This is a genomic window from Bacillus sp. ES1-5 (assembly GCF_022487605.1).
In the GTDB taxonomy this organism is placed as follows: Bacteria; Bacillota; Bacilli; order Bacillales; family Bacillaceae_G; genus Bacillus_A; species Bacillus_A wiedmannii.
On record NZ_JAKVPU010000003.1, the window covers coordinates 474898 to 501385 of the forward strand.

Below are 26488 nucleotides of genomic sequence, written 5' to 3' on the forward strand. Positions count from 1 at the left end.
TTCTTTTTCTTTTTCTTGCAAAAAATCCAATTGTTTCTTAATGTAAGAAATGTAGAAGGATGAACAAGAGAGGGTTTAACGAAGATGATACATATTTTATTAGCTGATGATGATAAACATATTAGAGAATTGTTGCATTACCATTTACAAAAAGAGGGGTTTAAAGTTTTTGAGGCGGAAGATGGAAAGGTAGCGCAAGAAGTATTAGAGAAGGAAAACATTCATCTTGCGATAGTAGACATTATGATGCCGTTCGTTGATGGCTATACGCTATGTGAAGAAATACGGAAGTACCATGATATACCAGTTATTTTATTAACGGCGAAAGATCAGTTAGTCGATAAAGAAAAAGGATTTATTTCTGGTACGGATGATTATATTGTAAAACCATTTGAGCCAGCTGAAGTCATTTTCCGTATGAAAGCCTTATTACGTCGTTATCAAATGCTGAGTGCTGACATTATTACACTCCACGGAACGACAATTGATCGTAAAGGTGTCGAGGTAAAGTGTAGCGGTCAAACAATTTTGCTTCCTTTAAAGGAATTTGAGTTATTATCACAACTTGCTAGTTATCCTGGAAGAACATTTTCAAGAGAAGAATTAATTGAGCTAGTATGGGGAATGGATTTTGAAGGGGACGAACGAACGGTTGACGTTCATGTAAAGAGACTAAGAGATCGTTTTTCAAAACGAACGGATGATTTTCAAATTACGACAGTGCGCGGACTCGGGTATAAGTTGGAGTTGAAATAAAATGAAATCACTATATTCTAGATTTGTTTTTATGACAGTCGGTATTATGTTGCTTAGTAGTATTATCGGTTTTTTATTAACGAACGTATATTATCAAGTGAAGTTAAAACCGTATAACAGCGAAAAGATTTTAAAGTATGCTGAAGAAGTAAAATCGTTATATGAAAAGCAAAGCGAAGAAAATCAAGAGGCGTATTTACATTCTATCGCAAAGTTAGGATATGAAATTTATATTGTCGATGATCAAAAGAATGGAAAGCGTATCGGTAATGCGTTTCGTAAGACGACGATAAGTGATGATACCGTCCGTAAAGTGTTGCAAGGGGAAACGTTTAATGGTGTTTCTACGTATCCAACGCGTCTCTTTATTACAGGATTTTTCGATAACGAATTAATTAATAGTGTCGGTGTACCGGTAAAACACGGTGATAAACAGTACGCATTATTTATTCGTCCTGACATTCAGAACCAATTTGGCGAGATGCGAATTTTCTTAGCGGTTTTACTTGGGTTTATCGTGTTATTAAGTATTATTTTTATAGCGATTGCAGCAGGTTATATCGTTCGCCCAATTCGTAAATTTACGAAGGCTACGCAAAAAATTGCGAGTGGTGAATATGAAATTGAATTAGACGTAAAACGAAAAGATGAAATAGGAACGTTATCTACAAGCTTCCAAAAGATGACGAAAAGTATAAAAGAACTAGATGAAATGAGACAAGAATTCGTTTCAAACGTTTCACATGAATTCCAGTCGCCGCTTTCTTCTATACAAGGTTTTTCGAAGACGTTGCAAACAGAAAAGATGAGTGAAGAAGAAAGAAATCATTACTTACAAATTATTGAGGGCGAAAGTAAGCGAATGTCTAGTTTATGTAAACAGTTACTTACGCTTGCTTCATTAGATAAAGAAGAGAAAGTGTTGCAAATAAAAGAATTTAATTTGCAGAAACAAATTAAAGACGTCATTTTTATGCTCGAGTGGAAATGGCGGGAAAAAGATATCGCCGTTGAATTTGATGTGCCGGATATCACTATAAAAGGTGATGAAAACCTACTTCATCAAGTATGGAGTAATGTTTTCACGAATAGTATTAAGTTTTCAAACGATGGTGGGACTATTGAGTTTTTTGTCGAAGAGTTAGAATCTAGCGTTATAATCTCGATATCTGATAACGGAATCGGTATGGAAAAAGAAGAAATGGATCGTATATTTGATCGTTTTTATAAAGTAGATACGGCAAGGGCAAGAAACGTTGAAGGTAGTGGCTTAGGATTATCAATCGTGCAGAAGATTGTTGAACTGCATAATGGAAACGTTTCAGTGTATAGTACGAAAGGGGAAGGGACTACTGTTCAGGTGGAACTTCCGAAATAGATGGAAGAGGCTGTTTTTGAAACTGCCTCTTCTTTTTTGTCATTTTGTTTCGGGAGATCGCTGATATATTTTTGCTTATGTGTAAAGTGACAAAAAGTTGTTTGAAAAAATGTGATTCATTCTATTCCACAATTGGGCCATATCCTTGAATAACAATTTGTGATTAATTTGGATATCCATGTGAATAAATAGGGGGTGTGAAGGAATGTACTTATGGTAACAGGTCAGATTAGTTTAGGAAGGAATATTATAAATGAAATGGAATAATAAATAAATTGAACAACAGAATTTATAGATAAATTATTTATCTAGGCATCAATTGTTTTAATACGAAAAAACTATTAGAAATGAGGGACTTTAATATGACACACCCCGCATTAATAATGTACAAATACCACGTATGGGCAAATGGAGTGATAATTGATCGTTTAAAAGAACTACCACAGGACATTTATCATAAGGAAATTCAGAGTGGTTTTTCTTCGGTATCAAAGGTGTTGTCGCACATTTATCTTACAGATTACGCATGGTTTGACATTATCTTAGGTAAAAGTATGAATGAAGCAATGGTGTCTACAAACCAATTGAGAGAACAGGTGGAAACGAAAAATATTGAGGAAATGAAAGAAATATTTCAAGACTTATCCGAACGAAACAAAGCCCTTTTAAACAGTCAAGAAGATATTGATAAGGTGATAGTGGTGAATAACCCATATGCTGGGGTGCTTGAAACTTCTATTTCTGAATCAGTACTTCACGTTGTCACCCATGGTTCTTATCACCGTGGCAATATAGCTACCATGTTGCGGCAAATGGGGCAAACCTCCGTTATGCAAGATTTTGGACTTTACCTATATTCAAAATAAAACAGAGTTACTCAAGCGCTAATCTCCTTTAAATGGTTCCGTTTTTAAACCGGTGCGTTAGTCAAAAGGAAAAAGGCAGCAATCAAAATCATCATCTTGATTTTCCACAATTGGGCGCTATTGTTGAATAAAACTTAGATTTTCAAACAACTTTATTGTTATATTTTTTAGTGTAGTAAAGTATCTTACATACAAAATGAAACAACTATATTTTTAACCCCGTCCTAAATTTAGAACGGGGTTATGTTTGTTTGAGCTTTTTAAATTAAATAATTTTATCATAACTACACATTATGGATTAGATAATATTTTCTTTCTGCTATAAAGCCGCACCTTTCCCGCGTTCTTCCTTAAACCGAAGCTCAAAAGTATCCGCTGTAATTTCATCAGCTTTCGGTAATGACCGTAATTTCGAGTGAAGTATTCATTCGAGAGAACTGAATAAAACCTCGATGTTTCATAAGTGAAAAAATTCCCCTAATCCTATTCCATAATTGGACTAGTTTATGGAATAAGATTAGGAGGAAGTTTATTTGAAAATGTAGAATCTCTACAGAGTTATAAGGATTTTATTGAAACTTTAGCTATTTAGGGAGGAACTTACTTTGAAACGAATTGACTTGTTATTAAACACACTAGATTCAACATTCGATAAAGAGAGTTGGTATGCACCGTTTAAACATGCTATAGAAGGACTTACAGCCGAACAGGCTATGTGGAAACCATCTGGTGAGGAAACGAATACCATTTGGGAGAACGTTAATCATCTCATTTATTATAAAGAGAGGCTTGCTGCAAACTTAGAAGGCCGCGAATGGAAACATAATCTTGACGGTAATGACACCTTTTATCTTACTAAGCAATCTAATGATGATATGGAATGGAAACAAGTCGTTGACCGTTCTGAAAATGCTCAACATAATTTAAGACAAGTATTGAGTGCAATTTCCGAAAGAGAGCTTGAGCAAAATTCACTAGAGGGGAAATTACTGGACATCATGCTTCATGATGCTTATCATACAGGCCAAATTATTCAATTAAGGAAAATGCAGGGAGCTTGGCCATCAAAGCGTTAACTGACCGTTTTAGTTGGTACTATTGTTATATTTTTAGTGAAGTATTGTATATTCAAAATTAAATAACTACATTTTAACCCCGTCCCAAATTTAGAACGGGGTTATGTTGGTTCCGCTATAAAACCGCACCTTTCCCGCACTCTTCTTTAAACCGCACCCCCAAAGTATCCGCTGTAATTTCATCAGCTTTCGGCAATGAACGTAATTTCGGATGAAGTAGCCATACGAGAGAAGTAAATAAAATCCCGATGATAGCGAGTGCGAAAATGAGTTGGCTACTAAATACATTTGCGGTGTATCCACCAATTAAAGAACCGAACGGCATAGCAATTTTCCCCATACTTCTTGTTTTTGATAATTCCTGAATATTTAATCTTACCCTCTGTAATCTTCTGTTCATATTCCGTTCATATTTCTTTTTTATGATAAGTGCATAGAAAGAAAGAGGAAGGAGCGAGCGAAATGTTTTTAGCTCTGCGTGAATTGAAACAATCAAAATTAAGATATGGATTAATCGGACTTATTATGGTGTTATTATCATTTTTAGTCCTTGTAATTTCAGGATTAGCAAATGGACTATCATATGATAATGCTTCATCGATTCAAAATATGGAGGCAAACAAGTTCGTTTTAGCAGATGATGCGGAAAATAAATTACTTCGTTCACAAATTAAGAAAGACGATGTAGATAACGTAGTAAATCAAGTAGGCGAGAAAGAGGCTGTTCCGTTTCGTGTGAAAGTTTCAACGTATGAAAAGAAAGGTAGTTCGAAAAAAGTGGATGTCGCTATTTTTTCAAGTGAACGCGATTCATTTTTAGAACCGAACATTGTAAAAGGTGAGAAATTAGGTACAGCAAATAATGAAATGGTTGCTGATGAATCTATTAAAGAAAAAGGAATCGATATTGGAGATACAATTATTGATCCTGTTTCAAAGAAAGAATTTACAATCGTTGGATTTACGAAAGACCAAATGTTTAGCCATACACCAGTCGTTTATGTAAATGAAGACGTATGGGGCTCTATTTCACAACCAAACCAAAAAGATTATAGTGCAATTGCGCTGAATACAGATAAAGAAATTAAAAATGCACATGTTATCGACAAAAAAGAAGTACTGCAAAGTATTCCAGGATTTAAAGAAGAGCAAGGAACATTAACGATGATCATTGCATTCTTACTTGTTATCGCTGCGTTACTAATCGGTGTATTCTTCTACGTCATTACATTGCAAAAAACACAGCAATTAGGCGTATTAAAAGCAATCGGTACGAAGAATTCTTATTTAGCAAATAGCTTAGTCGTGCAGGCGTTATTCTTATCAGTCGTTGCGATGGTAATCAGTATTGTTCTTGTACAAGGATTAGAACAAATTTTACCAGCGGGTATGCCGTTCTTATTAACAACACCGATGATTGCACAATATGCAGCAATCTTTATCGTAATTAGTATTTTAGGAACACTTATTTCATTATACCAAGTATTAAAAGTTGATGCATTAGAAGCAATTGGAGGCGGGATGTAATGACTTCATTATTGAAATTAGACAAAGTAAGTAAAGTGTACGGAGAAGGGAATACGGAAGTAACAGCCCTTCATCCGATGTCGCTTGATGTAAAAGCTGGAGAGTTTATTGGAATCGTCGGTCCTTCTGGATCAGGGAAAAGTACGTTATTATCAATCGCGGGTGCTTTATTATCACCGTCAAAAGGGGATATTTACATTCGTGAGCAAAATATTACGAAGTTATCGGAAAAGGAAATGACAGACATTCGCTTAAAAAAAATCGGCTTCATTTTCCAGTTCGCAAATCTTGTTCCATATTTAAATGTGAAAGAACAATTGCTTTACATTGCAAAGCTTAAAAAAGAAAACAAACAAGACTCAGAAAAGCGTGCGGATCATTTATTAGCAGCATTTGGATTAGGAGAAAGAAAAAATCATTATCCAAATCAATTGTCTGGTGGAGAAAAGCAAAGGGTCGCAATCGCTCGTGCGTTCATGAACAATCCAGATTTAATACTAGCAGATGAGCCAACGGCAAGCTTAGATTCAAAACGCGCACGTGAAGTTGTTGAAATGATGAAACGCGAAGTGAAAGAGAGTCAAAAAGCAGCAATTATGATTACACATGATGAAAGAATGCTTGATGTATGTGATCGTATATTGACGCTTCGAGATGGGAAGTTAATATAAAGAAAAAGGACAATCGCACATAAATGTGCGGTTGTCCTTTGTATAAAATATAGTTATAAGGGCTTTATTTTGAGAATAACGTTTTAATTTTATTTCGTGTTACTAATAAAACGCCGCCCAAGACAGATAACATACCTAAAGCCATATTATTTGATTGCTCACTACCAGCGTTAGGGAGCTCTCTAGCATTGTTTTTCGCTGGAACAGTAGTGTTGTTATTGTCTGTTTGCGTTTGTCTCGATTGCGATACTTCATTAATTTTGTTATCGACATTTTGCTTCGTTGTATGTACCTCAGCTAATTTGTCGTCAATTTTTTTCTCAGTATGTTTAAAGTCGTTGATTTTAATATCTAAGTCTTGTTTTTTCTTCGATAAATCATCTGAAACAGTTTGTTTCGCTTGTTTCATTTCGTTTATTTTATTTAGTAAATCTTGTCTAGCTTCTTGTAATTCAGCTAGTTTGTTTTTTACATCTTGTTTAGCTAGTTCTAAGTTAGCGGAAAGACTATCTAAATTGCCTTTAATTTTCTTAAGTTCCTCTAACGTGTTCCCAGTATTCGGCTTATTTTCTTTTAGCTCAGCAAGTTTGTCCTCAGCAGTTTGTTTCGCTTTCTTTAACTCAGCTAATTTCTCATCTACTTGTTTTTTTACTTCCTTAAGTTCATTAACCTTTTGATCAATGTTCTCTTTATGTTGCTTCATTTCATTCACTTTTTCATCGACAGTTTGTTTATGTTCTTTAATCTCATTCACTTTGTTATCGATATTTTGCTTATGTTCCTTTACTTCAGCAACTTTATCTTCTACTTGTTTTTTATGCTCTTTAATTTCAGCGATTTTATCTTCGGCGATTTGCTTGTCTTGCTGAAGTTTTGCATCTAACTCTTGTTTACGTTGTTTCATTTCGTTAATTTTTTCATCAGCAACTTGTTTACGCTCATGTAGTTCATTAACCTTCGTATCAACATTTTCCTTAACTTGGTTAAGTTCATTCAATGTTTGATCCACGTTTTCTTTGTGCTGCTGCAATTTCGCATCTAACTCTTGTCTATGTTGCTTAATTTCAGCTAATCGATCTCCCGTACTTTGCTGAGGAGTAGCATCAGTTACTTCTGCATGAGCAGAGTTTGCGCCAGCAATCATTGCTAAAGCTAGTGTAGACGCAGCGATTGTTTGTTTTGTTTTCATATTTTTGTACCTCTTTTCTTTCATATGCATGAGCTGTTTTGTGTAAAATTGAGCATATAGAAGTAGATTATCTTATCATTATATACCATGTACGATGTCTAGAGGAAGTATTTGCATAATAATCTATGATCATGTAATTCTTATAGTCTATTATTTTTGGGTAGGGGAGAGATCTTTAGCTAGATAAACAATTCCTTTTATAGTAGAGTTTACATCCTTACTATTACGAATAACAAACAAATAATCAGCCTCGTTTTCTATAGGATTTACTACATCTTCGTGAAGTGATTCAGACTGTTGTCGATCGAGTACTTCTTTGAAACTAGAATAATCACATCTAAAAATATTGGTACTTCGCGTGCTTCGAGCTATTCTTTCGTAAAGTACTTCATCAGGAATGTCAAAATGAACGAGTATGCGTACATATTTATTTTGTGGAAATAATTCGTTTAGTAAATATAATCTTCCGTTTTTACTGCGATTGGAGTTGCAAATAATAAGGTGTAGATTTGTATATTCTTTTGCATAATCAACAATGAATTTCGAAAGACCGTGCTTAAATGTATTTGGGCCTTCGTCCGGCTGTAATTTTTCATAATGCGTGTTAATGAATTCAGCTTGGTTATCTTGATCCATAACGAAAGAGTGGGGTAACTTTTTTTCTAGTTCTTTAGCAAATGTAGTTTTTCCGCTGTGTGTTTTTCCTACGGTAATGATCACTAATCTTTTCATATTGGCCTCCATATGTATTGTTATCATTTGGGGTATTCGGTGTGAATCGACAATTTTCCTGTTAGAGAATATACAAAGGATTGGAGTGATAGTAGGCTAAAAACTTGACAAAAAAACTTATTTATGCTATAATTTACCAATATAAAAATAAAGTGTATAATAGGGTTCTCCTGGCCAGGGGAACCCTATTTTTGTTGTGAAAATGAAGGAGTGTATGTGCATGAAAAAAGGTGAAGCAAGTGTAACGTCGCTAGTATCAGCTTTCGGAAGAGCGTATCATAGTGAATTTGATCGTCCTAAAATCTTTGATGATTATGTAGCTAAAGATTTTATTCCACAAAAAGAACGTAATGATATTGAAACGAATATGGTTCAAGGAATACAGTTTTTCAATACAGACATTGCACAGCAGTTTCAAGACAATCCGAAAGAAATATTAAAGTGGATTACACAAGTTCAATTATCACCAACACCTTTAGCACGTGCGGCATATTGTGAAAGAGTATTACTACATGAAATTACACTGGGAGCAAAACAATACGCCATACTCGGTGCAGGCTTAGACACGTTTAGTTTCAGACATCGAGAATTAGAGAATGAAATAGAAATATTTGAAGTGGATCATCCTTCTACGCAAGCATTTAAAATACAAAGAGTGAAAGAAGCAGAGTATGAAATTCCAAACAATCTTCATTTTGTTTCGATGGATTTCACGAAAGGATTTTCCTATGAACAGTTACGGAATGAAGGATTTGAAAATAAAAAGACTTTCTTTAGCCTATTAGGTGTTACGTACTATTTAACGAAAGAGGAGCTTTCTAGTTTAATAGTACGATTATTCGAATTGGTTCCAGCAGGGAGTTCTATCGTTTTCGATTATCCCGATGAAAACTTATTTACAGAAAAAGGACTGTCCAATCGAGTTGAAAATATGGTAAAAATGGCTGCAGTAGGCGGGGAACCGATGAAATCGTGTTTTTCTTATATCGAAATGGAAGCACTGTTAGAGAAGGCAGGCTTACTCATTTATGAGCACTTATCACCAGAGGATATTCATACATTATATTTTGAAGGACGAAACGATTATTTAGAAGCTTTTGAGACGGTGCATTATGTGCATGCGGTGAAGAAGTAGATAATTAATATTGTGAATTGAAAAATTCTACTATGATGTATGTACGTTAGATTACAACAACATGTCAAAAGCAATGGAGCCATTAAAAGAATTAATGGAAAAGACAAAACGAGTGAGGATTATTGGAGAAGGAACGGATTTGAAGTTTTCCATTGAAGGAATAGGCGTTTTAAAGGGGGATGGTACGGATAATATTCCGGATGGCGAAATATTATATACAGCACCTGTCAAAGATTCAGTAAATGGAGTAATAACATTTAACACAGTTTCCGTTCAACAAGGTTATGCGTTTCAAAATATAAAGTTACATGTTAAACAGGGGAAAATAATAGAGGCATATGCAAATGATACAGAGCGAATGAATCGAATTCTTGATACGGATGAGGGAGCAAGATATATAGGAGAATTTGCACTAGCGTTTAATCCCTATATATTGCACCCGATGAATAATACGTTATTTGATGAAAAAATAAATGGTAGTTTTCATCTAGCGATTGGAGATTCGTTGCAAGGTGCAGACAATGGAAATACATCAGCGATACATTGGGATTTAGTAAACATTCAAAGACCAGAGTATGGCGGCGGTGAAATTTGGTTTGATGATGTACTGATAAGAAAAGATGGACGGTTTATTTTACAAGAGTTGTTCGGATTAAATGAAGAAAATTTGAAAAGATAAAAACTACGTTTATTTAAGTAGGCTACATAAAATAATCAATCTTTTTCATAAAAACTTAAGGAAGCCAACAGAACCCCACACATTTTAATTAAAATGTGTGGGGTTCTTCTTTTTATGAAATAAATATTTGCAGCCATAATTTGGTCGAATTTTAATTAAAATTAAAAGCCACCTTTTCTATTTTAAATTTTTGTAGTTTGGAATATATCTATTTGATTAACCAAACTAGTATTTTAGGGACATTAACTTAAACCATAAATATAACCGCATGTCTATCTTGTTGATGAATTTCATTTTCCTCGGATAAAGAACGATAACCCCCTAAGTATGTAGCTCTTTGATTTTTATTACATTTTTGTAAGGTTAAGTAATGAAAATCGATAGAACGGGATATTAGAATGGAATACTCTGATTGATAGGTAGAATATTCTAAAAAAGGGGTGAGGCAAATGAAGAATAGACAAAAAGCATCGATAATACGCAAAAGTATTTTATGTTTAATTATTTGCATATTTATTACGAATGAAGCATGGTTTACAAATGTGGTGAGGGCAGAATCGGGCACGTTGACTGATAGGAGTATAGAGGATTTCAAAAAAAAGCTGGATGAACAGGTACCAAAATGGCAGGGGAATTATGAGGTACCAGGGGTTGCAATAGGGATTGTACATGAGGGGCGTATTGCTTATACACTTAACTACGGTTATGTAGATAAAAAGGAAAAAAAAGCGGTGAGTGATGATACTTTGTTTCAAGCTGGTTCCATTTCTAAAAATCTTACAGCATGGGGAATCTTGCATCTTGTAGATGAAGGACGTTTATTACTAGATGATCCCGTTGGAAAATATCTGACCAAATGGAAATTACCTAATTCAGAGTTTAATAATAATGAAGTCACAATAAGAAGATTGTTAAGTCATACAGCAGGACTGTCTGCACATAAAGGATACCTTGGAGTTGCACCAGGGAAAAATCTTAATTCTATCGAGGAGTCTCTGTCTGGAAAAGGATGGCTTAATGGACCAGTGGGGGTTACCAATAAACCAGGTTCAGAAACAATTTACTCTGGTGGTGGATATACAATTTTACAACTTGTAATTGAAGAGGTTACCGGAATACCGTTTGATCGTTATATGGAAGAACAAATTATGAAACCTTTAGGAATGAAATCTAGTTCATTCTTACAACGTCCTGAAAACCATAACCTGTCGAAAGCTTATGGATATTTTGGAGAGGAGCTCCCTAGTTACCAATTTACCGAACAGGCTGCTGCGGGTCTTAAGACAAATGTTACCGATATGATGACATTGATACTTGCAAGTATGGATACAAATAATAAAGGGAATGGTGTCATCAAAAGTGAACGTGTTGAGGAAATGCAAAAGCTAGTATTAGGGGAGAATGGTTTAGGTATATTTGAAAAAAAATTATCTAATCAATGGAAATTAATGTATCATTCTGGTGACAATCGAGGCTGGCATTCTTTTTATGGTTTCATTCCTAATACAAAGGATGGATTGGTAATCCTTACAAATGGTGAAGGTGGTATAGACTTACGGCAGGATATTTACCACGCATGGATTGAATATGAAACGGGAAAATTACCTGAAAGTTACTTCGCTCTAGCTGATCAGAGGAAAAGTAACTCCATTACATCAATTGTTATTGGAGCCACACTTAGTGTATATTTACTGCTATTTGTGATTAGATTGTACAAAGGTAGAATAACTTTCATTTTTAAGCAAGCGAAGAAATCCTACATCGGATTAGTAGTTAGGACATTTTTACTTATTATTACTGCTATTCTCGTTTTTTGTGCTGCCTATTTGTGGAGAGTTTTCAGCTTGAATTCCGGTAATACAATAAATTTTATTCTAATAATAGTATGGATTATAACATTATTAATTAGTGGATTTTTCCCGAAAATTAGAAGTAATAAAAAACAACGTATAAAACTAAAAGATTTAACATCAAAATTTACATGTATGTAATGTTAAAGGTTAGAAAGCTAGATTGGCGTGAATCGCTAATTGTGGTTTGCAAAAAACGACAAAATCTCTTAAAAAACACTTAACTTTTAACTCCATCTATCTTTACAATCCCTCCCTATAATGTGAATTGGACAAGCACCTAAGAGAAAGCAGAATATGTCAGTTTGTACAATTATTTATTAGGGGGAGAATTTGTATGAAAAAGACAGTTGCTTCGTTAGCAGTTATAGCGGCATTATTGCCGACATTTTCAGTGCATGCGGAAGGGAAAGAGCAAGTTCGAAAGTCAGCTACAACTTTTAACGTTATTAGTGACATTCAAGGTGATTTAGGAGATTTTGATCACGTATTAAAAGATATGAACAAAGTGACGCCACTTTCTAGAGCGCTTATTATGAATGGGGATATAACGTCAACTGGACAACGGTCACAATATGATGATGTGAAGCGTGTATTAAACAAAAATAAGGTCCCGGAAAATGTATGGTCAACAGTTGGGAATCATGAGTTTTATGCTGGTAAATGGACGGCTGATGGAAAACTTTCTCAAAATACATGGCCAAATGGTGTAACTGAGGAAACTTTATTTAACCGCTATCTGAAATTTAGCGGACAAGAAAAGGTATATCATAAAAAAGAATTAGACGGTTATCCGCTTTTATTTTTAGGAACTGAAAAATATATGAAATACCACGATTCAAAAATGTGGGATGAAGTATTTATGAGTGATGAGCAACTAGGTTGGTTAAAACAAAATTTAGAAGAATATAGCCAAAAAGATAAGAATAAGCCGATCTTCATTTTCTCTCATCACGTTTTACCTGATACAGTATCTGGATCAAGACAAAATCCGTATTTACAAGATTATTTAAACGTTGATAAGTTGTACGATATATTAAAAGACTATCCGCAAGTTGTTTTCTTCACGAGTCACACGCATTGGGATTTAAACTTACCAGACTGGGCTGGTAAAAAGAAAATTACAGGCGGAGATAATAAAGGATTTACGGTTGTAAATACGGGTGGTATTGAAACAGGCTGGATGTCAGCTGGACCAAATGGCGGAGAGAAAACTGCTCCAGATGGATATTCATTTAAACAAGGATTACAAGTGAAAGCATATGGTAACGATGTAATGGTAACAGCTTACGATTACAAACGTGATAAGGATATAAAGAAATTATTAATTAGTGATTCGAAAGTTGCACAAATGGCACCGAATGTAACCGCTGATGATAGTAAAAACGTAATCGTCGGTGCAACGGAATATATGGAGTACTCTATAGAAGGAACGAACGAGTGGAATACGTATAATCCAGGAAATCCACCAAAAATTGATGGGGACAAAATTGTATACGTACGCCATAAAGGCGAAATGAATTTAGAACCAGGATTAACGCAGCTTCTTCGATTTTCGGTAAATAAGTGATTGGTAAGGGCCGACTTTTGAATGAGTGGGCTCTTTTTGTTTTGTCACTTTTTGTTGGCAAGTCGATATCTCATGTCGAATCGACGATATATTGAAAAAATCGTTGATATATTTCAAGTTATGAACGATATATTTGAAAAATCGTCGATATAAATTTCATGTACCGTATTAAAATCCGAAGTGTTAATACAATTTCATTCACCAAAACCGAATTCCAATACATTTTTACCCCAGAAAGATGACTTCATCATTTTTACATGTAATAATAGTATCGTTACATACATTGTGAAAGAAGTACAAAAGGAGCGTTATTAATGAATTTAGCTAAATTTCCGAGAAAAAAATATACAGAATCATATACACCAATTGAAAAATTAAACAATTTTTCTGAAGCACTTGGTGGGCCGACTATTTATTTTAAACGAGATGATTTACTTGGTTTAACAGCTGGTGGTAATAAGACGAGAAAGTTAGAGTTTCTAGTTGCGGATGCACAGGCAAAAGGTGCAGATACGTTAATTACAGCAGGTGGTATTCAGTCAAACCATTGCCGCCTAACACTTGCAGCTGCGGTGAAAGAAAAAATGAAATGTATTCTTGTATTAGAAGAAGGGCTTGAGCCAGAAGAGAAGCCAGATTTTAACGGAAACTATTTCTTATATCATTTACTAGGTGCTGAAAATGTAATTGTTGTACCAAACGGAGCAGATCTTATGGAAGAGATGCATAAAGTCGCGAAAGAAGTTAGTGAAAAAGGTAATACACCATATGTAATACCAGTTGGTGGATCAAATCCTACTGGTGCAATGGGATACGTTGCTTGTGCGCAAGAAATTATGGCACAATCATTTGACCAAGGAATTGATTTCAGTACAGTTGTTTGCGTAAGTGGTAGTGCTGGTATGCACGCTGGTTTAATTACTGGTTTTGCTGGAACACAAAGTCACATTCCTGTAATCGGAATCAACGTAAGTAGAGGAAAAGCAGAACAAGAAGAGAAAGTAGCAAAACTTGTAGAGGAAACTTCAGCTCACGTTGGTATACCGAACTTTATTTCACGCGAAGCTGTTACATGCTTTGATGAATATGTAGGACCAGGTTACGCGTTACCAACGCCAGAAATGGTGGAAGCAGTTCAATTACTTGCGAAAACAGAAGGTATTTTACTCGATCCAGTGTATACAGGTAAAGCGGTAGCGGGATTAATTGACTTAATTAAAAAAGGTACATTTAATAAAGAAGATAACATTTTATTCGTACATTCAGGTGGTTCACCAGCTTTATATGCGAATACGTCTTTATTTGCGTAAGTATGAAAAGCATTGGGTATCCAATGCTTTTTTGTTATATAATGGAATTATTCTGGAATGAGAAGGGAGTTTATATGAGTACAAATGTAAAATGGACCATATATACGGTACTTAGCATTTCTATTCTGTTAATTTTATTTGTGGCTTATGGAATTTATTTATATCTCACTTAAGCGAAATGGTAAGCAAACCAAAGGAAAAATAAAATAATTGCTGTGTTAAATAGGGTAAAACATAAACCGATAATGGCTAAAATTTTCTTCTCAGCTCGGCTACAAAAAGAGACGACTGCTAATGGGATTGCTATAATAGCGGAAGCTAATATGAAGTAGGCGAAAGGCGCGACATATTCTACTCCAACTCTGTCTAAAATAGGTGAGAAGAGAAAGAGGTTAATAGTAACGAATATACTTACAATGAGAAACGTATAACTTTTCCAAGTGTATGTTTGTAACTGCATAGAACGACACTCCTTCCTCTTTATTGTTTATATTTCTAAGTTTAGAATAATTACCTTTATTTTACAATGTGAGATATTTTGTATTGAAAAGAGGGTATTCATATGAGAGTTAGAAATTGGTCTCTAGTTTTTATTGCTATCTGTATATTCATAGTAACTGGCTGTTCAAATATATCAGGAAATGAAGATCAAAGAATCGAAGTGCAAAAACATATTGGTGATAATGAATATGAAGATCTTAAGGTAGTGAAAGATAATAACGAAGTGTTGCAAGTAAAGAAAATATTAAATGATACTAATTTTGAAAATAAAAAAGTGGAAATGTCTCGGCCAGCTGATTATCACTTTATTTTTCAATTTAAAAATCCGAAAATAGAGGCGAAAGCTGTTTTGTATCAAATTTGGGTAAGCACTAATAAGGGGAAAATGGAAATCAAGGCGGGGGATAATCGGTACGCTCAATTAGAAGGGAAACATGCAGCCACTTTGTTTCGGATTGTTACAGGGGAGAAGTTAGCTGAATAAACGTATATGGGGTTATAGGAATTCAGTTTGTATTTTTCATTTTGAGAGATACTTAGTTTTCAACAAAAATAGCTATCTTTTTATATTGGAATAAACATTGAGAATCGGATAAAATGGAAATTGGACATAGACTTGATGAGCATGAGGTTCTACGCTTATAAGCGGATTCATACACTTTAAGGTGTGCATGAATCTGCGAATGGATAATAAAACTAGGAAATATATTGTTTTTATAAAGATTCGATGTTATGTTTAATTTTCTCAATATAATATTTTCCTTATATAGGAGTGGCTATTTGAAGAAATTAATATTATTAGTTTTATTGGCTACATGCTGTCTCACCATTGCAGGATGTTCTAATAATAGGATTACAACAAAGGATGAGTCTAAAACTTCAACATCTGTAAAGATTAAACGTATCAACAAAGCGTGGTACAAACATATTTAATAGTTTTAAGAAACTTGAAATTGTTGATGATAAAGGTCATAAGGTGAAATTCGTTAGGCTGATAGTAAATGTTGTGAAACCTGGTGAAAAGCGGGAAGCATAGTTTGCATTTGAATTTATAAAAAATGCGACATTAAAATATTCACAAAAAAGAGTCTACATGTAGTCCTTTTTTTGTGGATATTTTTCATAAATAATAGACATTCTATGGTGCCTTCCTCTGATTTGCACCATCCGAAAATTATTTTACCAAGTTAAGTAGTGTCGCCCTTCAAAATTCGGCGAATGCGAGGGACACGTAGTAGCTCGATTGATATGGTCCTTTTTTCACTTTATCTACCATCTTAATGTATCTGTCTATTAAAAAATCTAACTTTAATCGATTAAATGAGATGAAATCTGTTAAAAATAATGAAATTTCAGGAAAAATAAGGTACACTATTCAATGGTTTTGGTTTAAAATCGATTGACGTTAATGTATACGGGGGAAAGATTGATGAACAACAATACAGTAAATGAATCTGTGGAAGAAGTTGAGAAAAAACGGGTAAGATCAAAAAAACGCTTTACAAATTGGAAGCTTATCGCTGCGGGTGGCGGTGTAATTGCACTTCTTATTGGAGGAATGAGTTATTATCAGGCAACTCACTTCAATTCGAATGTTACGATTAACGATACAAAAGTCGGTGGTTTGAACGCTGATGAGGCGATACAGAAATTAAAAACATCTGGATTAGCAAATAAAGTCTATATTGATCAACAACAAATTTTAGATGAACAAGATACAAAAACGGAGCTAACGGAAAAAGATTTGCCACAAGTTAAGAAACTATTAAAAAGCCAGTGGACATTTTTCCCTTCCGCAAAGGAAAAAGGTTATTCATTGCTACCGGAAAAAGCGGATCAGTATCGTAGTGAAACGATGAAAAAGCTTGTAGAAGAAAAACTTGTTTCTATGAATGAAAAATTAAAAGCGCCTCAAGATGCTATGGCGAAGCTCGAACAAGGAAAAGTTGTAATTTCGAAGAGCGTTGATGGAAAACAGTATGATGTTACGAATCTACTAAAAGATTACGATAAGCAGAAACATAAAAGCGAAATCCATCTGAAGTCTGCATACATACAGCCTATTAAAGAAGACGATCCAATCATCAAAAAAGAAGAGAAAGCATTACAGAATCTTCTTGGGCAGTCCGTTGATTATAAAGTGCAGGATGAAGTGTATTCATTAAAAGCGAAAGATCTAATTCAAAATGCCTCTATGTCAAAGAATATGAAAGTGACAATCGATGCGAGCGAAATTAAGAATAAGATTACTGAAATTAATAAGGCAAAATCTACATTACATAAAGACTTCGCTTTTAAAACACATTCTGGTTCAGTCATATCAGTAAAAGGGCAAGGATACGGCTGGGCACTAGATGTGGAAAAAGAAACAAAACAAGTTCAAGAAGCCTTTGAGAAAGGCGAAAAATCGCTTTCTGCTTCTAATATTCACGGGAATGGTTGGGAGAAGGAAGGAATCGGCTATAAAACAACATCGAATAATGGCATCGGAGACACATATGCAGAAGTTTCAATTGCAGATCAACAAATTTGGATTTATAAAGATGGGGAATTAGTCGTCACAACAAATGTAGTAACGGGTAAACATAGCACGAGTGAAGATACATCACCAGGTGTGTGGTACGTTCTATATAAACGAACACCATACACGCTGAAAGGAAGCGCAGTAGGTAAAGCTGATTATGCAGTTAAAGTAGATTACTGGGTTCCATTCACAAATAGTGGTCAAGGATTCCATGATGCAGGATGGCGAAAAGACTGGGGAAATAATGCTTATTTAACAGGGGGATCAGGTGGGTGTGTAAACCTTCTGCCTAACGTTGCAAAAACTGTATACGATAGTTTGAACACGTATGATCCAGTTATTGTGTACTAGAAAATAGCTACGTATCAAGAAATAAGGCAGGAAATTTTACCTGATGGTACATGAAAATACACCTCGTGAAATTGCATACTAAGTGTGCAATTTCAATGGAGGTGTTTTTTGTTTGAAAACAAGAGTTCATTGCTTATAAGAAACAAAGTAGGAAGAGGTTGAAGTGAAGAAATAGGTATTCAAACAGTCAATAAAATTGACATTGAATATCATTTTCACTTATTATGGAATCATTGCATTTAATTAGACATGACTTTTTTATTAATATAATAGATTTCTAATAAGGTGTCCCATTTAAGAATTTAAACGTAGGAAAGGGTAATATAAAAATGAACTGGAAAAAAGGCGGATTATGGATTATTATTTTTTTCATTGTAAAAGGTACGATTTCTACATTGTTAATCGTTACAGGTGCTAAATATTTTGATTTATCATTTATGCAACTTTTCGTACTAATACTGGTCTTATTACTGATTTCTCTCATAAGCCGAAAATTGCTGTATAAACATAAACAAAACAAAAAGCAAAAAGAACTAAATATATAATGAAGCCCCAGAGACCTTTGGATTTCTGGGGTTTTATTTCGATAGTTTTTTCTACATGCGTATCAACTTAAAAGAACAGGTTATCCAGAATGATAAAACCGATGGTGTTTAAAATGCGTCAGGTATTTTTACATAAGGATTGAAGAATCTTTATTCTGGAGCTACACACATTCATAAATTATGCTTGTTTTTCCATTGGTAGTTTAAAGGTGAAAGTACTGCCTTTTCCCAATTTACTTTCAACCGTAATTTCTCCTCCGTGTAGTTCTACAATCCATTTTACCATCGACAATCCTAAACCTGTGTTTCCGGTGCTTGAAGATGTTCGTGCTGCGTCAACTCGATAGAATCGGTCCCATATTTTAGTAATATGTTGCTCGCTGATGCCTATGCCATTATCGGAGACTTTACCTATTATGTTGGTTTCATCTCCGAACAATTGCACATGTACAGTTCCGTTCGCTTTACTATAAGCAATCGCATTTGTTAGTAAATTCATTAATAAACGCATCATCAATGTTTGATCTGCTTTCATAAACAGGTCTTCCTCTATATTAGTTGTTATATCAATCGAAGCTTCTTGAACCATTAATGAAAGCTCTTCTACAACAATTTCCGTTAATTCACTCATATTGATACATTCAAATTGAAGAGTATTATGCTTTCCTTGATCAGCTCTTGCTAATAATAAAAGTTGTGAGATTAGCGCGGACATTTTACGTGATTGCTTTAAAATTACTTCTAACGATTCTTCCATTTCTTTCGGATTATTTCTCTGCAATAAAGCGTATTCGCATTGCGAAATAATAACAGATGTTGGTGTTCTTAATTCATGAGATGCGTCAGATGTAAATTGTTTTTCACTTTCAAATGATGTTTCCAATCGCTCAAACATTTTGTCAAAGGTTTGTGCTAAATGATACATTTCGTCTTTTGGTGAACCGTGTAAATTAATTCTCTTGGAAAGGTCTTTACCATCACCAATTTTACTGGCTGAATCACTCATTTGTTGCACAGGTCGAAACGCTCTTTGTGTAATAAAATATCCTCCCACTGCGGCAATGAGAATAAGTAATGGGAATGAGATAAGTGTTACGACAATAAACGTATTCATCGTTGAGGATAATTGGCTCATCGTCATTATTCCACGAATCCAGACTTGCTCATCGCCGCCTGCATTATGGAGAAAATCATATACAATCCATTCTTTATTATCGTCTGTAATGGTTTGTATTTCATCGGATTTAAGCGATATCTTTTTATTAAAGCTTGTTGGACTATTTCCTGCCAGCAGCTCACCTTGTTTATTATAAATGATGATATTTACTCCATCTTCTAAGGTTTTAAAATCATCGTCCATTTTTAATTGTCCATGCTTATATTCGATATCTTCCATGCTTTCTTTTACTGTGTTCTTTAATTGAACTTTCATATTAAAAAGCAAAACTTTATCTGAAGAAGTTAAAATAAAAGCTAACACGAGTGCCATAATAATTACAATTAGCCCCGTATACCACAGGGTTACTCTCATTTTGATGGATAGTCTTTTCATGATTCCACTCGCAATACGTAACCAGTTCCTCGTACTGTATGAATTAACTTCGTTTCAAACTGGCTATCAATTTTTTTGCGAAGATAGCGGACGTAAACATCAATAATATTCGAGCCACCTTCATAGTCGTAATTCCACACATGTTGCTCAATTTTATCTCGTGTCAACACAACTTCTTTATTACGAATCATATATTCTAAAATAGAAAATTCTTTACTGGAAAGAGTGATAATTTGGTCGCCTCTTGTTACTTTATGCATATTACAATCTACCACTAGGTCAGCGATTTCAAACACATTAGATGTGTTTCCTGTATTTCTTCGCATTAACACTCGAATTCTTGCTAACAGTTCGTCAAAAGCAAACGGTTTTACTAAATAATCGTCCGCACCTAAGTCGAGTCCTGTTACGCGATCATCAATTGTATCTTTAGCTGTAAGAAGCAAGACAGGAGTTGTATGATTGTCCGCGCGTAATCTTTGTAATACTTGTAAACCATCTATTCCGGGAATCATAATGTCAAGTACAATCAAATCGTAGGTAGCCATGTTTATATAATCCAAGGCATCTTCTCCATTCCCACATGCATCGACACTATAATGTTCTGCATTTAATCGTTTTACCAATATATTTTGTAAGTCTTGTTCATCTTCGACAATAAGAACTCGCATTAACATTCTCCTTTTCTTCTTATTAATATGTATCAGTATAATTCCAAAACATTAAAGAAAGATTAGAAACTATTTAATTATATCATTTTATTTTTTTGTACATTAATCTTCCTTTAATGTTTGTTCAGTAATATAAAGGCAAGGATAAGGTGCACATGTAAAGGGAGGAAAACAGAATGAGAAAGTGGATGTTGATTGGAGCAATGTCTTGTTTATTCTTAACAGCTTGTTCTACTCAAGCTGATAACAATACAGAAGTACAACAACTGAAAGTGGAAAATGATACATTGCAAAAAGAAAGTTCTCAACTACAACAAGAACTAAACAAAACAGTGCCTGCTACGAATGATACGAAGCAAATACAAGATTTAAAAAACGAAGTCACATCTATCGTTGAAAAGGCAAATAACACGAAACCAGTTGGAGCTAAAGAAGAAAACTTAAATACGTACTTTGCAGCAAAAAAAGAAATTGATCAATTAGATGACAAGATAGATCTATCTGATAATCAGCTTGAAGCAGATTATCACGCCGGAACGATAACTATTGAACAATATAAAGCGCAAGAAAGAGAACACGATACACTGGAAGATCAATTAGAACAAGCAGAAAATGCGCTTGAAGCAAGATTTGGAATAGATGATTAATTATTAAGGAGTGGATGAAAATGTTAAAACATAAAAAGAAAATAATAATAAGTGTAATTGCTATTTTAGTAAGTGGTATTGCTATTGTTGGTGGATATTATGGTATGGGTTACAATTATGCAAAAAAGAATGAAAACTACACAGAGAAACAAGTTCGTGAAATTTCTTTAGCGCATACAAATGGAGAAATTATGAATGTGAAAAAAGAATTCGAATTAGAAGATGACAACTTAGCACAATCTACATTTGAATATGAAGTGGAAATCAAGACACCTGATAATCTGTTAAATAGTTTAAAAGTTAGTGCTAGAACAGGTACAATAGAAATCAATCATGAAGATTAAAAAATATCGCATATTTGAAAAAACTCCTAACAAAATTTGTTAGGAGTTTTTTCATGTTGATACGCTACTATTTTAAAAGGGGGATCGCTACAACACAATCAAGCTAATATTTTGATGTCCCCAAAAACAAAAAATTTATTTCTTCACAGTTAGTTGTCTATGAGAATTGAGTTCATTTTTTGTGTTTGGATATTCGCTATTCTTAGCTTGATGGCAATGTGGCTCTACCCCTTATAAACCGTGAAAAAATCTTTCAAATAGCTCTAACTTGCACAATGCTTCCCGTTAATATAATACGCTGATTCTGTGAAAACCGTAAATACAACCTCTACTTCTGGAAGTCCAAAATCCATTACATATGTAGTAATGGCCTTGGCAAATCGATCACGAATTTCCTGTCCACGCTCGAACCATTTCACTTCAATAAGAGGAAACGCTTCTATTTCTTCTCCATTGAATACAAACGTAGAACTTGGTAGTTCCAACGTAAAATTATCCGTACCACACTCACAAATCTCTGCGAGCTCTTCTACTAATGGCTTGCTTATGTGTTTTAATTGTTCAGTAGTAATTCCACGAAATACAACATGCGGCATATGAATCCCTCCGTTAAATAGCTTTATATTTGCTCACATCATAACACAATTTATTTTACTGCACTAATATCATTGGTACATTTCAATGACATTCTTAAGAATGATCATATGTTATTGAAGCAATACATGTATTATAACTATTTAAAACATTTGAAAGCTCGGTAATTGGGTAAATAAAAAAAGCCTTATCATTCTACCTGTAAGGAGGTAGGAGGGGAGGCCTCTGAAAAAATGAAAATACGTAAATAGTTGGAAATATTTTCATGTTGTAAGGCCTTTAGTTATGAATATTGGAATAAATATTAAGTATTCAACAGTTCAAATAAAACGAGTCATCTTTTTATTTGAAGAAAAAAGATGACTCGTTTTATGCTAAAATTCATTTAGTGTATATTTTCGTTAAAATGTGGGTGGGACCCCTTTTAACAAAACCGGAGTGGAAATGATGAGTATAAACAGTTTTGTGGGATTGATAAAGGACGACTTATTAAAAGAGGTAAGCATAAGAAGTGAGGATGAATTCGAGCCTGTAGTAGTTAAAGATATTCCTAGACTTTGGAAGTGTTTAGGGATAGGTAATTATGCCGCAGTATTTATGCACAAAGAATACAAAGATTGGGTAGTGAAAGTTTACGCACGAGAAGGAGAAGGAATTGAAAAAGAGTCAGAAGTATACCGAAGAATCGGAAATCATCCTTCTTATTCGAAGCTTATATATAAAGGAGAAAATTTCATAGTATTGAAACGTTTAAAAGAAATTACCTTATACGATGCCCTTCATAAGGGGATTAAAATTCCTAAGCAGGTAATCTTTGATATAAATGAAGCTTTAGAGTATGCAAGGGAACAAGGATTAACTCCTTGTGACGTTCACGGGAAAAATGTGATGATGGAAAACGGAAGGGGATATGTAGTCGATGTATCTGATTTCTTAAAAACAAAAGAAGATAGTAAGTGGAGAGACCTAGAAAAGGCATATTTTACATTTTATTTGCCTTTCATTTATAAATTGCCTTTCCCTATTAAAATACCGTATTTTATATTAAACATTGTTAGACGTTCGTATAGAAAATATAAGAAGCTTAAAAAGAAATTCAAATTGTAAAAGGACTACATACTTATCTTTAGGTTAGGTAAGTGAACCACTAGTAAACAAAAGGACCGTACATTTTAGATATGTCTAATATGTACGGTCCTAATTTTATAACTTTATGAAGTAATCAGTAAGCTTTACATTTCCTTTTTCACGCAATTACTTATTTTTTTCTCTCTTTTCAATTCTTCTTTTAAGAGAAGCAATGACACATTTTGATTGTTCTCGTTTTGTTTAAACCTAGAGTCCACAAATACTTTTTCTTGTTGATTTCGCAAGAATTGATGCGTTTTTTGAGCTCTGTATGGTTATACAGTGTGGTTTTACTCACTCCGGCTTCTTTCTGTCACACTCTTGAAGTTAATTATATTTTTCTACGTACTAAATAAAAAGCTAAGGACCCCATAATAACAGGTGCAACGAAATCAAAGAAATGGGAAAAATTAAAAGGAAAAAGAAAAAGAAATGGTATAAGTGTATAGATAACTGCTAGTCCTATAAATATAGGAATTCCAAATTGCAATTCTCTACATCGTTTGATTTTCCTGTATAACACTTCCCCAATTAGACAGGCTACAAGAGCCGGTATACTACCATAAGTGACGATCGTTTTAATGAATCCTAATACAACGTTCGGGTGAATAAAGCTAGGATGAGAAATATATGAAATCAAGAACCATCCAAAAATAAAAGCAAACAGATTTGCAGCATAACTAATTACAAATTTTATCAACGTAATCATCCTCACAGTTTTCTAATATTAACTCCATTGTATGACATAACGTCCTATTAACAGTAGTCAATGATGCATATAATTTTCGTTTTTGGGGGATGTGCTTTTCTTAACTTGATAGCGATGGGGTGAGTCCTGAATTGTGGGAAATCTCCATACTTCTATTAACCCGTTAGTTAAAGAAGAATTTCTTCCACAACTCTTAAGTTATTATAATATGAAAAAATGAAATTCTCCTTCTGCAATTCATTCAAATTGGCCAATCATCGCATCTTTTGAATGCCCTGAAAGTGCGTAAACAAAATAATTAACATATCCTATGCAAGAAAGTTGGGCTAGTTAATCGCATATGTTTTATTGAAGGGATGTGATTGAATTATGGAAAAGCCGAATTGGGGAATTGGAGGATTAGTATTTGTTGGCTGCATGTTTCTTGGCGGAGGAGTGGGATCTATATTAGGCGATACGCATGCTGGATGGCTAATAGGGATGGGGGCTGGATTTATTGGGATGGCTTTAACGAGACTGATCAGAAAGTAATATAACGGGATTCTGCTCCCAGTAAATAAGGAAATATGTATGTAATTCATGGCATAATAGCTTTGTAAATTATAGTTAGAACCTTCTCTTTTCTAAATTTCTCCATACATAGATATGATTCTCAAGTCGGAGGATGGCACCTTAGGGTGTTTTTTTTGTGCTCTCTAAAAATGCCTTACCATATAATAGACTTCGTTAGATTTCGATAATATTTTTTGTAATAGAATAGATTCATTACCGTTTCAGACCTATGTATTCATTCATAACCTAACAGTAAAAGGGGGAATGATTCAAGGTATGGCGTTTCATGATGAATTAATTTGTCAACAGTTTGCAAGAATTATAGGTGGCCAAGAAGGGTTCGCCGGTGGAAAATGCGTGGCTACAATAAATCGGGATGAAATACAAGCAACTATCTTAGGAAAACGTTTTAGAGTAACAACTTCCTTCTCATTCGAATCACGAGATAATAGAACTGGACGAGCATTATGTTTAGGTCGGGTAGCGCTATTGCAAAGAGAAGTTAATGGGTTTGTTGCTACAATTATTAAACAAGGAATAATCGTTTCGTCTATACACAATGAGTGGTTATGTGATGAGCCGAATTTAATTTACGTTAATATCGAAGACGTTGATGATCCGCTAAGCTTCGCAAGGAAAGTTAGAAAAGCGTTATGTAATTAACCAATCTATTTAGTTAAATGAGCGATATAAAAGGATCTTTAATTGAAAGATCCTTTTATACATAAGATGAAGGTTTTTCCTTGTATTTCATTAATTAAGTTCACATGATTAGCAAACGAACGTAATTCCTGTGCACGAATTGATATAATAATTTCCGCTTTTATTGTAGTGTCAGTCTTTTAGTAGAAATTAAATATTTACGACAAATTTTGACGAAAAATACATATATTTTTGTTATGCTATGAAAGTTATTAATTTGTGATGTATATATAGGAGGATTTTTTAACGAATTTCCCGAAAGAATTCTCCTTCCTGGGGCGTGTGAAGGACGTAGCCCAACGATAGGTGGGAGATGAATTTCGGTTTGGCGCAGCCAAAAGGCTTTGCCTTTTATTTTCACCTCCAATATAATCAATCTTATAAAGGGTAAAGGTTGGTATATCAATGAAGTTAGATAGCAATAATCATTCAGTGTTCTTATTGTATTATCACCTTGTATTGGTCGTGAAATACAGAAGAAATGTATTTGATGATGATATATCGGACTATGCAAAAGATATGTTTATTCAACTATCTGAAAACTATAATATTACATTAATATAATATAATCATGATGTAGACCATGTGCATATCTTATTCAAGGCACATCCGAATACAGAACTGACAAAGTTCATTAATACTTATAAAAATTCAAGTTCTCGACTCATCAAGAGAGACTTTCCCCATGTGAGAAAGAAACTTTGGAAAGAAATGTTTTGGTCAAGAAGCTTTTGCTTGATTACTATGGGTGGTTCACCGATAGATGTAGTAAAGAAATATATTGAAAATCAAGGGGAAAGTGAGGTGTAGGAAATGTTAAGATCATACAAATATCGTATCTATCCAAATAAAGAACAACAAATGTTTTTCTCAAAAACATTTGGATGTGTTCGATTTGTATACAACAAGATGCTTGCAGATAGAATCAA

At 34.2% G+C, this 26488-nt stretch carries 26 protein-coding genes and 4 pseudogenes; 21 read left to right on the top strand and 9 right to left on the bottom strand.

The window, feature by feature from the left end; translation table 11 throughout:
* Nucleotides 1-84: 84 nt before the first annotated feature.
* From MKO96_RS14690 to MKO96_RS14700, 3 genes are all read left to right on the top strand, one after another.
* Nucleotides 85-756, top strand: a complete 672-nt coding sequence (locus tag MKO96_RS14690) for a response regulator transcription factor (RefSeq protein WP_240587890.1) — start codon at nt 85-87, stop codon at nt 754-756.
* A 1-nt stretch (nt 757) separates the two neighbouring features.
* Nucleotides 758-2134 (top strand): sensor histidine kinase, encoded by a 1377-nt coding sequence (locus tag MKO96_RS14695; RefSeq protein WP_240587891.1) that lies wholly within the window; start codon nt 758-760, stop codon nt 2132-2134.
* Between the two features lie 362 nt (nt 2135-2496).
* The gene (locus MKO96_RS14700; RefSeq protein WP_240587892.1) at nt 2497-3000 is read left to right on the top strand and encodes a DinB family protein; all 504 of its coding nucleotides are present in this window, start codon (nt 2497-2499) and stop codon (nt 2998-3000) included.
* Nucleotides 3001-3319: 319 nt separating this feature from the next.
* On the opposite strand, the pseudogene MKO96_RS14705 reads toward MKO96_RS14700, so the two are convergent.
* Nucleotides 3320-3424 (bottom strand): annotated as a pseudogene (locus tag MKO96_RS14705) (permease); the annotation flags it as partial.
* Nucleotides 3425-3605: 181 nt separating this feature from the next.
* Between MKO96_RS14705 and MKO96_RS14710 the strand changes: the two are divergent.
* The gene (locus MKO96_RS14710) at nt 3606-4076 is read left to right on the top strand and encodes a DinB family protein (RefSeq protein ID WP_240587893.1); all 471 of its coding nucleotides are present in this window, start codon (nt 3606-3608) and stop codon (nt 4074-4076) included.
* 115 nt (nt 4077-4191) lie between these two features.
* Here MKO96_RS14710 and MKO96_RS14715 read toward each other — a convergent pair.
* Nucleotides 4192-4431, bottom strand: a pseudogene (locus MKO96_RS14715) (MFS transporter); the annotation flags it as partial.
* Nucleotides 4432-4538: 107 nt separating this feature from the next.
* On the opposite strand from MKO96_RS14715, the gene MKO96_RS14720 reads away from it, so the two are divergent.
* Together MKO96_RS14720 and MKO96_RS14725 are read left to right on the top strand one after the other, a co-directional pair.
* A complete protein-coding gene (locus tag MKO96_RS14720; RefSeq protein WP_240587894.1) occupies nt 4539-5603 on the top strand; it encodes an ABC transporter permease in 1065 nt (354 codons plus the stop codon).
* On the top strand, nt 5603-6274 hold the full coding sequence (locus tag MKO96_RS14725; protein WP_000202601.1) for an ABC transporter ATP-binding protein: 672 nt from the start codon (nt 5603-5605) through the stop codon (nt 6272-6274). The genes MKO96_RS14720 and MKO96_RS14725 overlap by 1 nt, the downstream gene beginning before the upstream one ends.
* A 64-nt stretch (nt 6275-6338) precedes the next feature.
* On the opposite strand, the gene MKO96_RS14730 is transcribed toward MKO96_RS14725, so the two are convergent.
* Nucleotides 6339-7463, bottom strand: coding sequence for an LPXTG cell wall anchor domain-containing protein (locus tag MKO96_RS14730; RefSeq protein ID WP_240587895.1), 1125 nt, complete (start codon nt 7461-7463; stop codon nt 6339-6341).
* 150 nt (nt 7464-7613) lie between these two features.
* Nucleotides 7614-8195, bottom strand: coding sequence for an ATP-binding protein (locus tag MKO96_RS14735; protein ID WP_240587896.1), 582 nt, complete (start codon nt 8193-8195; stop codon nt 7614-7616).
* A gap of 220 nt (nt 8196-8415) precedes the next feature.
* Here MKO96_RS14735 and MKO96_RS14740 point away from each other — a divergent pair, with 220 nt between their 5' ends.
* The 5 genes and pseudogenes from MKO96_RS14740 (at nt 8416) to cuyA (ending at nt 14739) form a co-directional block, all read left to right on the top strand.
* Nucleotides 8416-9330, top strand: coding sequence for a class I SAM-dependent methyltransferase (locus tag MKO96_RS14740; RefSeq protein ID WP_240587897.1), 915 nt, complete (start codon nt 8416-8418; stop codon nt 9328-9330).
* 19 nt (nt 9331-9349) lie between these two features.
* A pseudogene (locus MKO96_RS14745) lies at nt 9350-10009 on the top strand (aminopeptidase); the annotation flags it as partial.
* 449 nt (nt 10010-10458) lie between these two features.
* Nucleotides 10459-12000: a serine hydrolase domain-containing protein gene (locus MKO96_RS14750; protein WP_240587898.1), complete on the top strand. Its 1542-nt coding sequence runs from the start codon at nt 10459-10461 to the stop codon at nt 11998-12000.
* Nucleotides 12001-12196: 196 nt separating this feature from the next.
* Nucleotides 12197-13429, top strand: coding sequence for a DUF4073 domain-containing protein (locus tag MKO96_RS14755; protein WP_240587899.1), 1233 nt, complete (start codon nt 12197-12199; stop codon nt 13427-13429).
* 314 nt (nt 13430-13743) lie between these two features.
* Nucleotides 13744-14739 carry a D-cysteate sulfo-lyase gene (gene cuyA, locus MKO96_RS14760; RefSeq protein WP_149174083.1) on the top strand — a complete coding sequence of 332 codons (996 nt, stop codon included), beginning with the start codon at nt 13744-13746 and terminating at the stop codon, nt 14737-14739.
* A gap of 169 nt (nt 14740-14908) precedes the next feature.
* On the opposite strand, the gene MKO96_RS14765 is transcribed toward cuyA, so the two are convergent.
* On the bottom strand, nt 14909-15199 hold the full coding sequence (locus MKO96_RS14765) for a hypothetical protein (protein WP_240587900.1): 291 nt from the start codon (nt 15197-15199) through the stop codon (nt 14909-14911).
* A gap of 102 nt (nt 15200-15301) precedes the next feature.
* Here MKO96_RS14765 and MKO96_RS14770 point away from each other — a divergent pair, with 102 nt between their 5' ends.
* The 3 genes from MKO96_RS14770 to MKO96_RS14780 all read left to right on the top strand — a co-directional run bounded on the left by MKO96_RS14770 (nt 15302) and on the right by MKO96_RS14780 (nt 18660).
* The gene (locus MKO96_RS14770; RefSeq protein ID WP_240587901.1) at nt 15302-15724 is read left to right on the top strand and encodes a YhfM domain-containing protein; all 423 of its coding nucleotides are present in this window, start codon (nt 15302-15304) and stop codon (nt 15722-15724) included.
* A 945-nt stretch (nt 15725-16669) separates the two neighbouring features.
* Nucleotides 16670-18115 carry a L,D-transpeptidase family protein gene (locus tag MKO96_RS14775; protein WP_240587902.1) on the top strand — a complete coding sequence of 482 codons (1446 nt, stop codon included), beginning with the start codon at nt 16670-16672 and terminating at the stop codon, nt 18113-18115.
* Between the two features lie 329 nt (nt 18116-18444).
* The gene (locus MKO96_RS14780; protein ID WP_001104092.1) at nt 18445-18660 is read left to right on the top strand and encodes a hypothetical protein; all 216 of its coding nucleotides are present in this window, start codon (nt 18445-18447) and stop codon (nt 18658-18660) included.
* 178 nt (nt 18661-18838) lie between these two features.
* On the opposite strand, the gene MKO96_RS14785 is transcribed toward MKO96_RS14780, so the two are convergent.
* Nucleotides 18839-20212 carry a sensor histidine kinase gene (locus MKO96_RS14785; RefSeq protein ID WP_240587903.1) on the bottom strand — a complete coding sequence of 458 codons (1374 nt, stop codon included), beginning with the start codon at nt 20210-20212 and terminating at the stop codon, nt 18839-18841.
* On the bottom strand, nt 20209-20883 hold the full coding sequence (locus tag MKO96_RS14790; protein WP_097915142.1) for a response regulator transcription factor: 675 nt from the start codon (nt 20881-20883) through the stop codon (nt 20209-20211). The genes MKO96_RS14785 and MKO96_RS14790 overlap by 4 nt, the downstream gene beginning before the upstream one ends.
* 176 nt (nt 20884-21059) lie before the next feature.
* On the opposite strand from MKO96_RS14790, the gene MKO96_RS14795 reads away from it, so the two are divergent.
* Nucleotides 21060-21530 (top strand): SadB/YajI family lipoprotein, encoded by a 471-nt coding sequence (locus MKO96_RS14795; protein ID WP_240587904.1) that lies wholly within the window; start codon nt 21060-21062, stop codon nt 21528-21530.
* Nucleotides 21531-21550: 20 nt separating this feature from the next.
* Nucleotides 21551-21874, top strand: a complete 324-nt coding sequence (locus MKO96_RS14800) for a PepSY domain-containing protein (RefSeq protein WP_240587905.1) — start codon at nt 21551-21553, stop codon at nt 21872-21874.
* Nucleotides 21875-22137: 263 nt separating this feature from the next.
* Here MKO96_RS14800 and MKO96_RS14805 read toward each other — a convergent pair whose 3' ends face one another.
* Nucleotides 22138-22470: a DUF1904 family protein gene (locus tag MKO96_RS14805; protein WP_001120954.1), complete on the bottom strand. Its 333-nt coding sequence runs from the start codon at nt 22468-22470 to the stop codon at nt 22138-22140.
* A gap of 445 nt (nt 22471-22915) precedes the next feature.
* Here MKO96_RS14805 and MKO96_RS14810 point away from each other — a divergent pair, with 445 nt between their 5' ends.
* Nucleotides 22916-23575, top strand: coding sequence for a protein kinase family protein (locus MKO96_RS14810; RefSeq protein WP_240587906.1), 660 nt, complete (start codon nt 22916-22918; stop codon nt 23573-23575).
* Between the two features lie 352 nt (nt 23576-23927).
* Here the strand turns inward: MKO96_RS14810 and MKO96_RS14815 are convergent, their stop codons facing one another.
* Nucleotides 23928-24305, bottom strand: coding sequence for a hypothetical protein (locus MKO96_RS14815; protein ID WP_240587907.1), 378 nt, complete (start codon nt 24303-24305; stop codon nt 23928-23930).
* Between the two features lie 369 nt (nt 24306-24674).
* On the opposite strand from MKO96_RS14815, the gene MKO96_RS14820 reads away from it, so the two are divergent.
* The 4 genes and pseudogenes from MKO96_RS14820 to MKO96_RS14835 all read left to right on the top strand — a co-directional run.
* A complete protein-coding gene (locus tag MKO96_RS14820; protein ID WP_170930143.1) occupies nt 24675-24836 on the top strand; it encodes a hypothetical protein in 162 nt (53 codons plus the stop codon).
* Nucleotides 24837-25133: 297 nt separating this feature from the next.
* On the top strand, nt 25134-25520 hold the full coding sequence (locus MKO96_RS14825; RefSeq protein ID WP_483298325.1) for a DUF1259 domain-containing protein: 387 nt from the start codon (nt 25134-25136) through the stop codon (nt 25518-25520).
* A gap of 444 nt (nt 25521-25964) precedes the next feature.
* A pseudogene (gene tnpA, locus MKO96_RS14830) lies at nt 25965-26369 on the top strand (IS200/IS605 family transposase).
* 3 nt (nt 26370-26372) lie between these two features.
* Nucleotides 26373-26488: helix-turn-helix domain-containing protein (locus tag MKO96_RS14835; RefSeq protein WP_240587922.1), on the top strand; the 116-nt coding region annotated here is incomplete at its 3' end.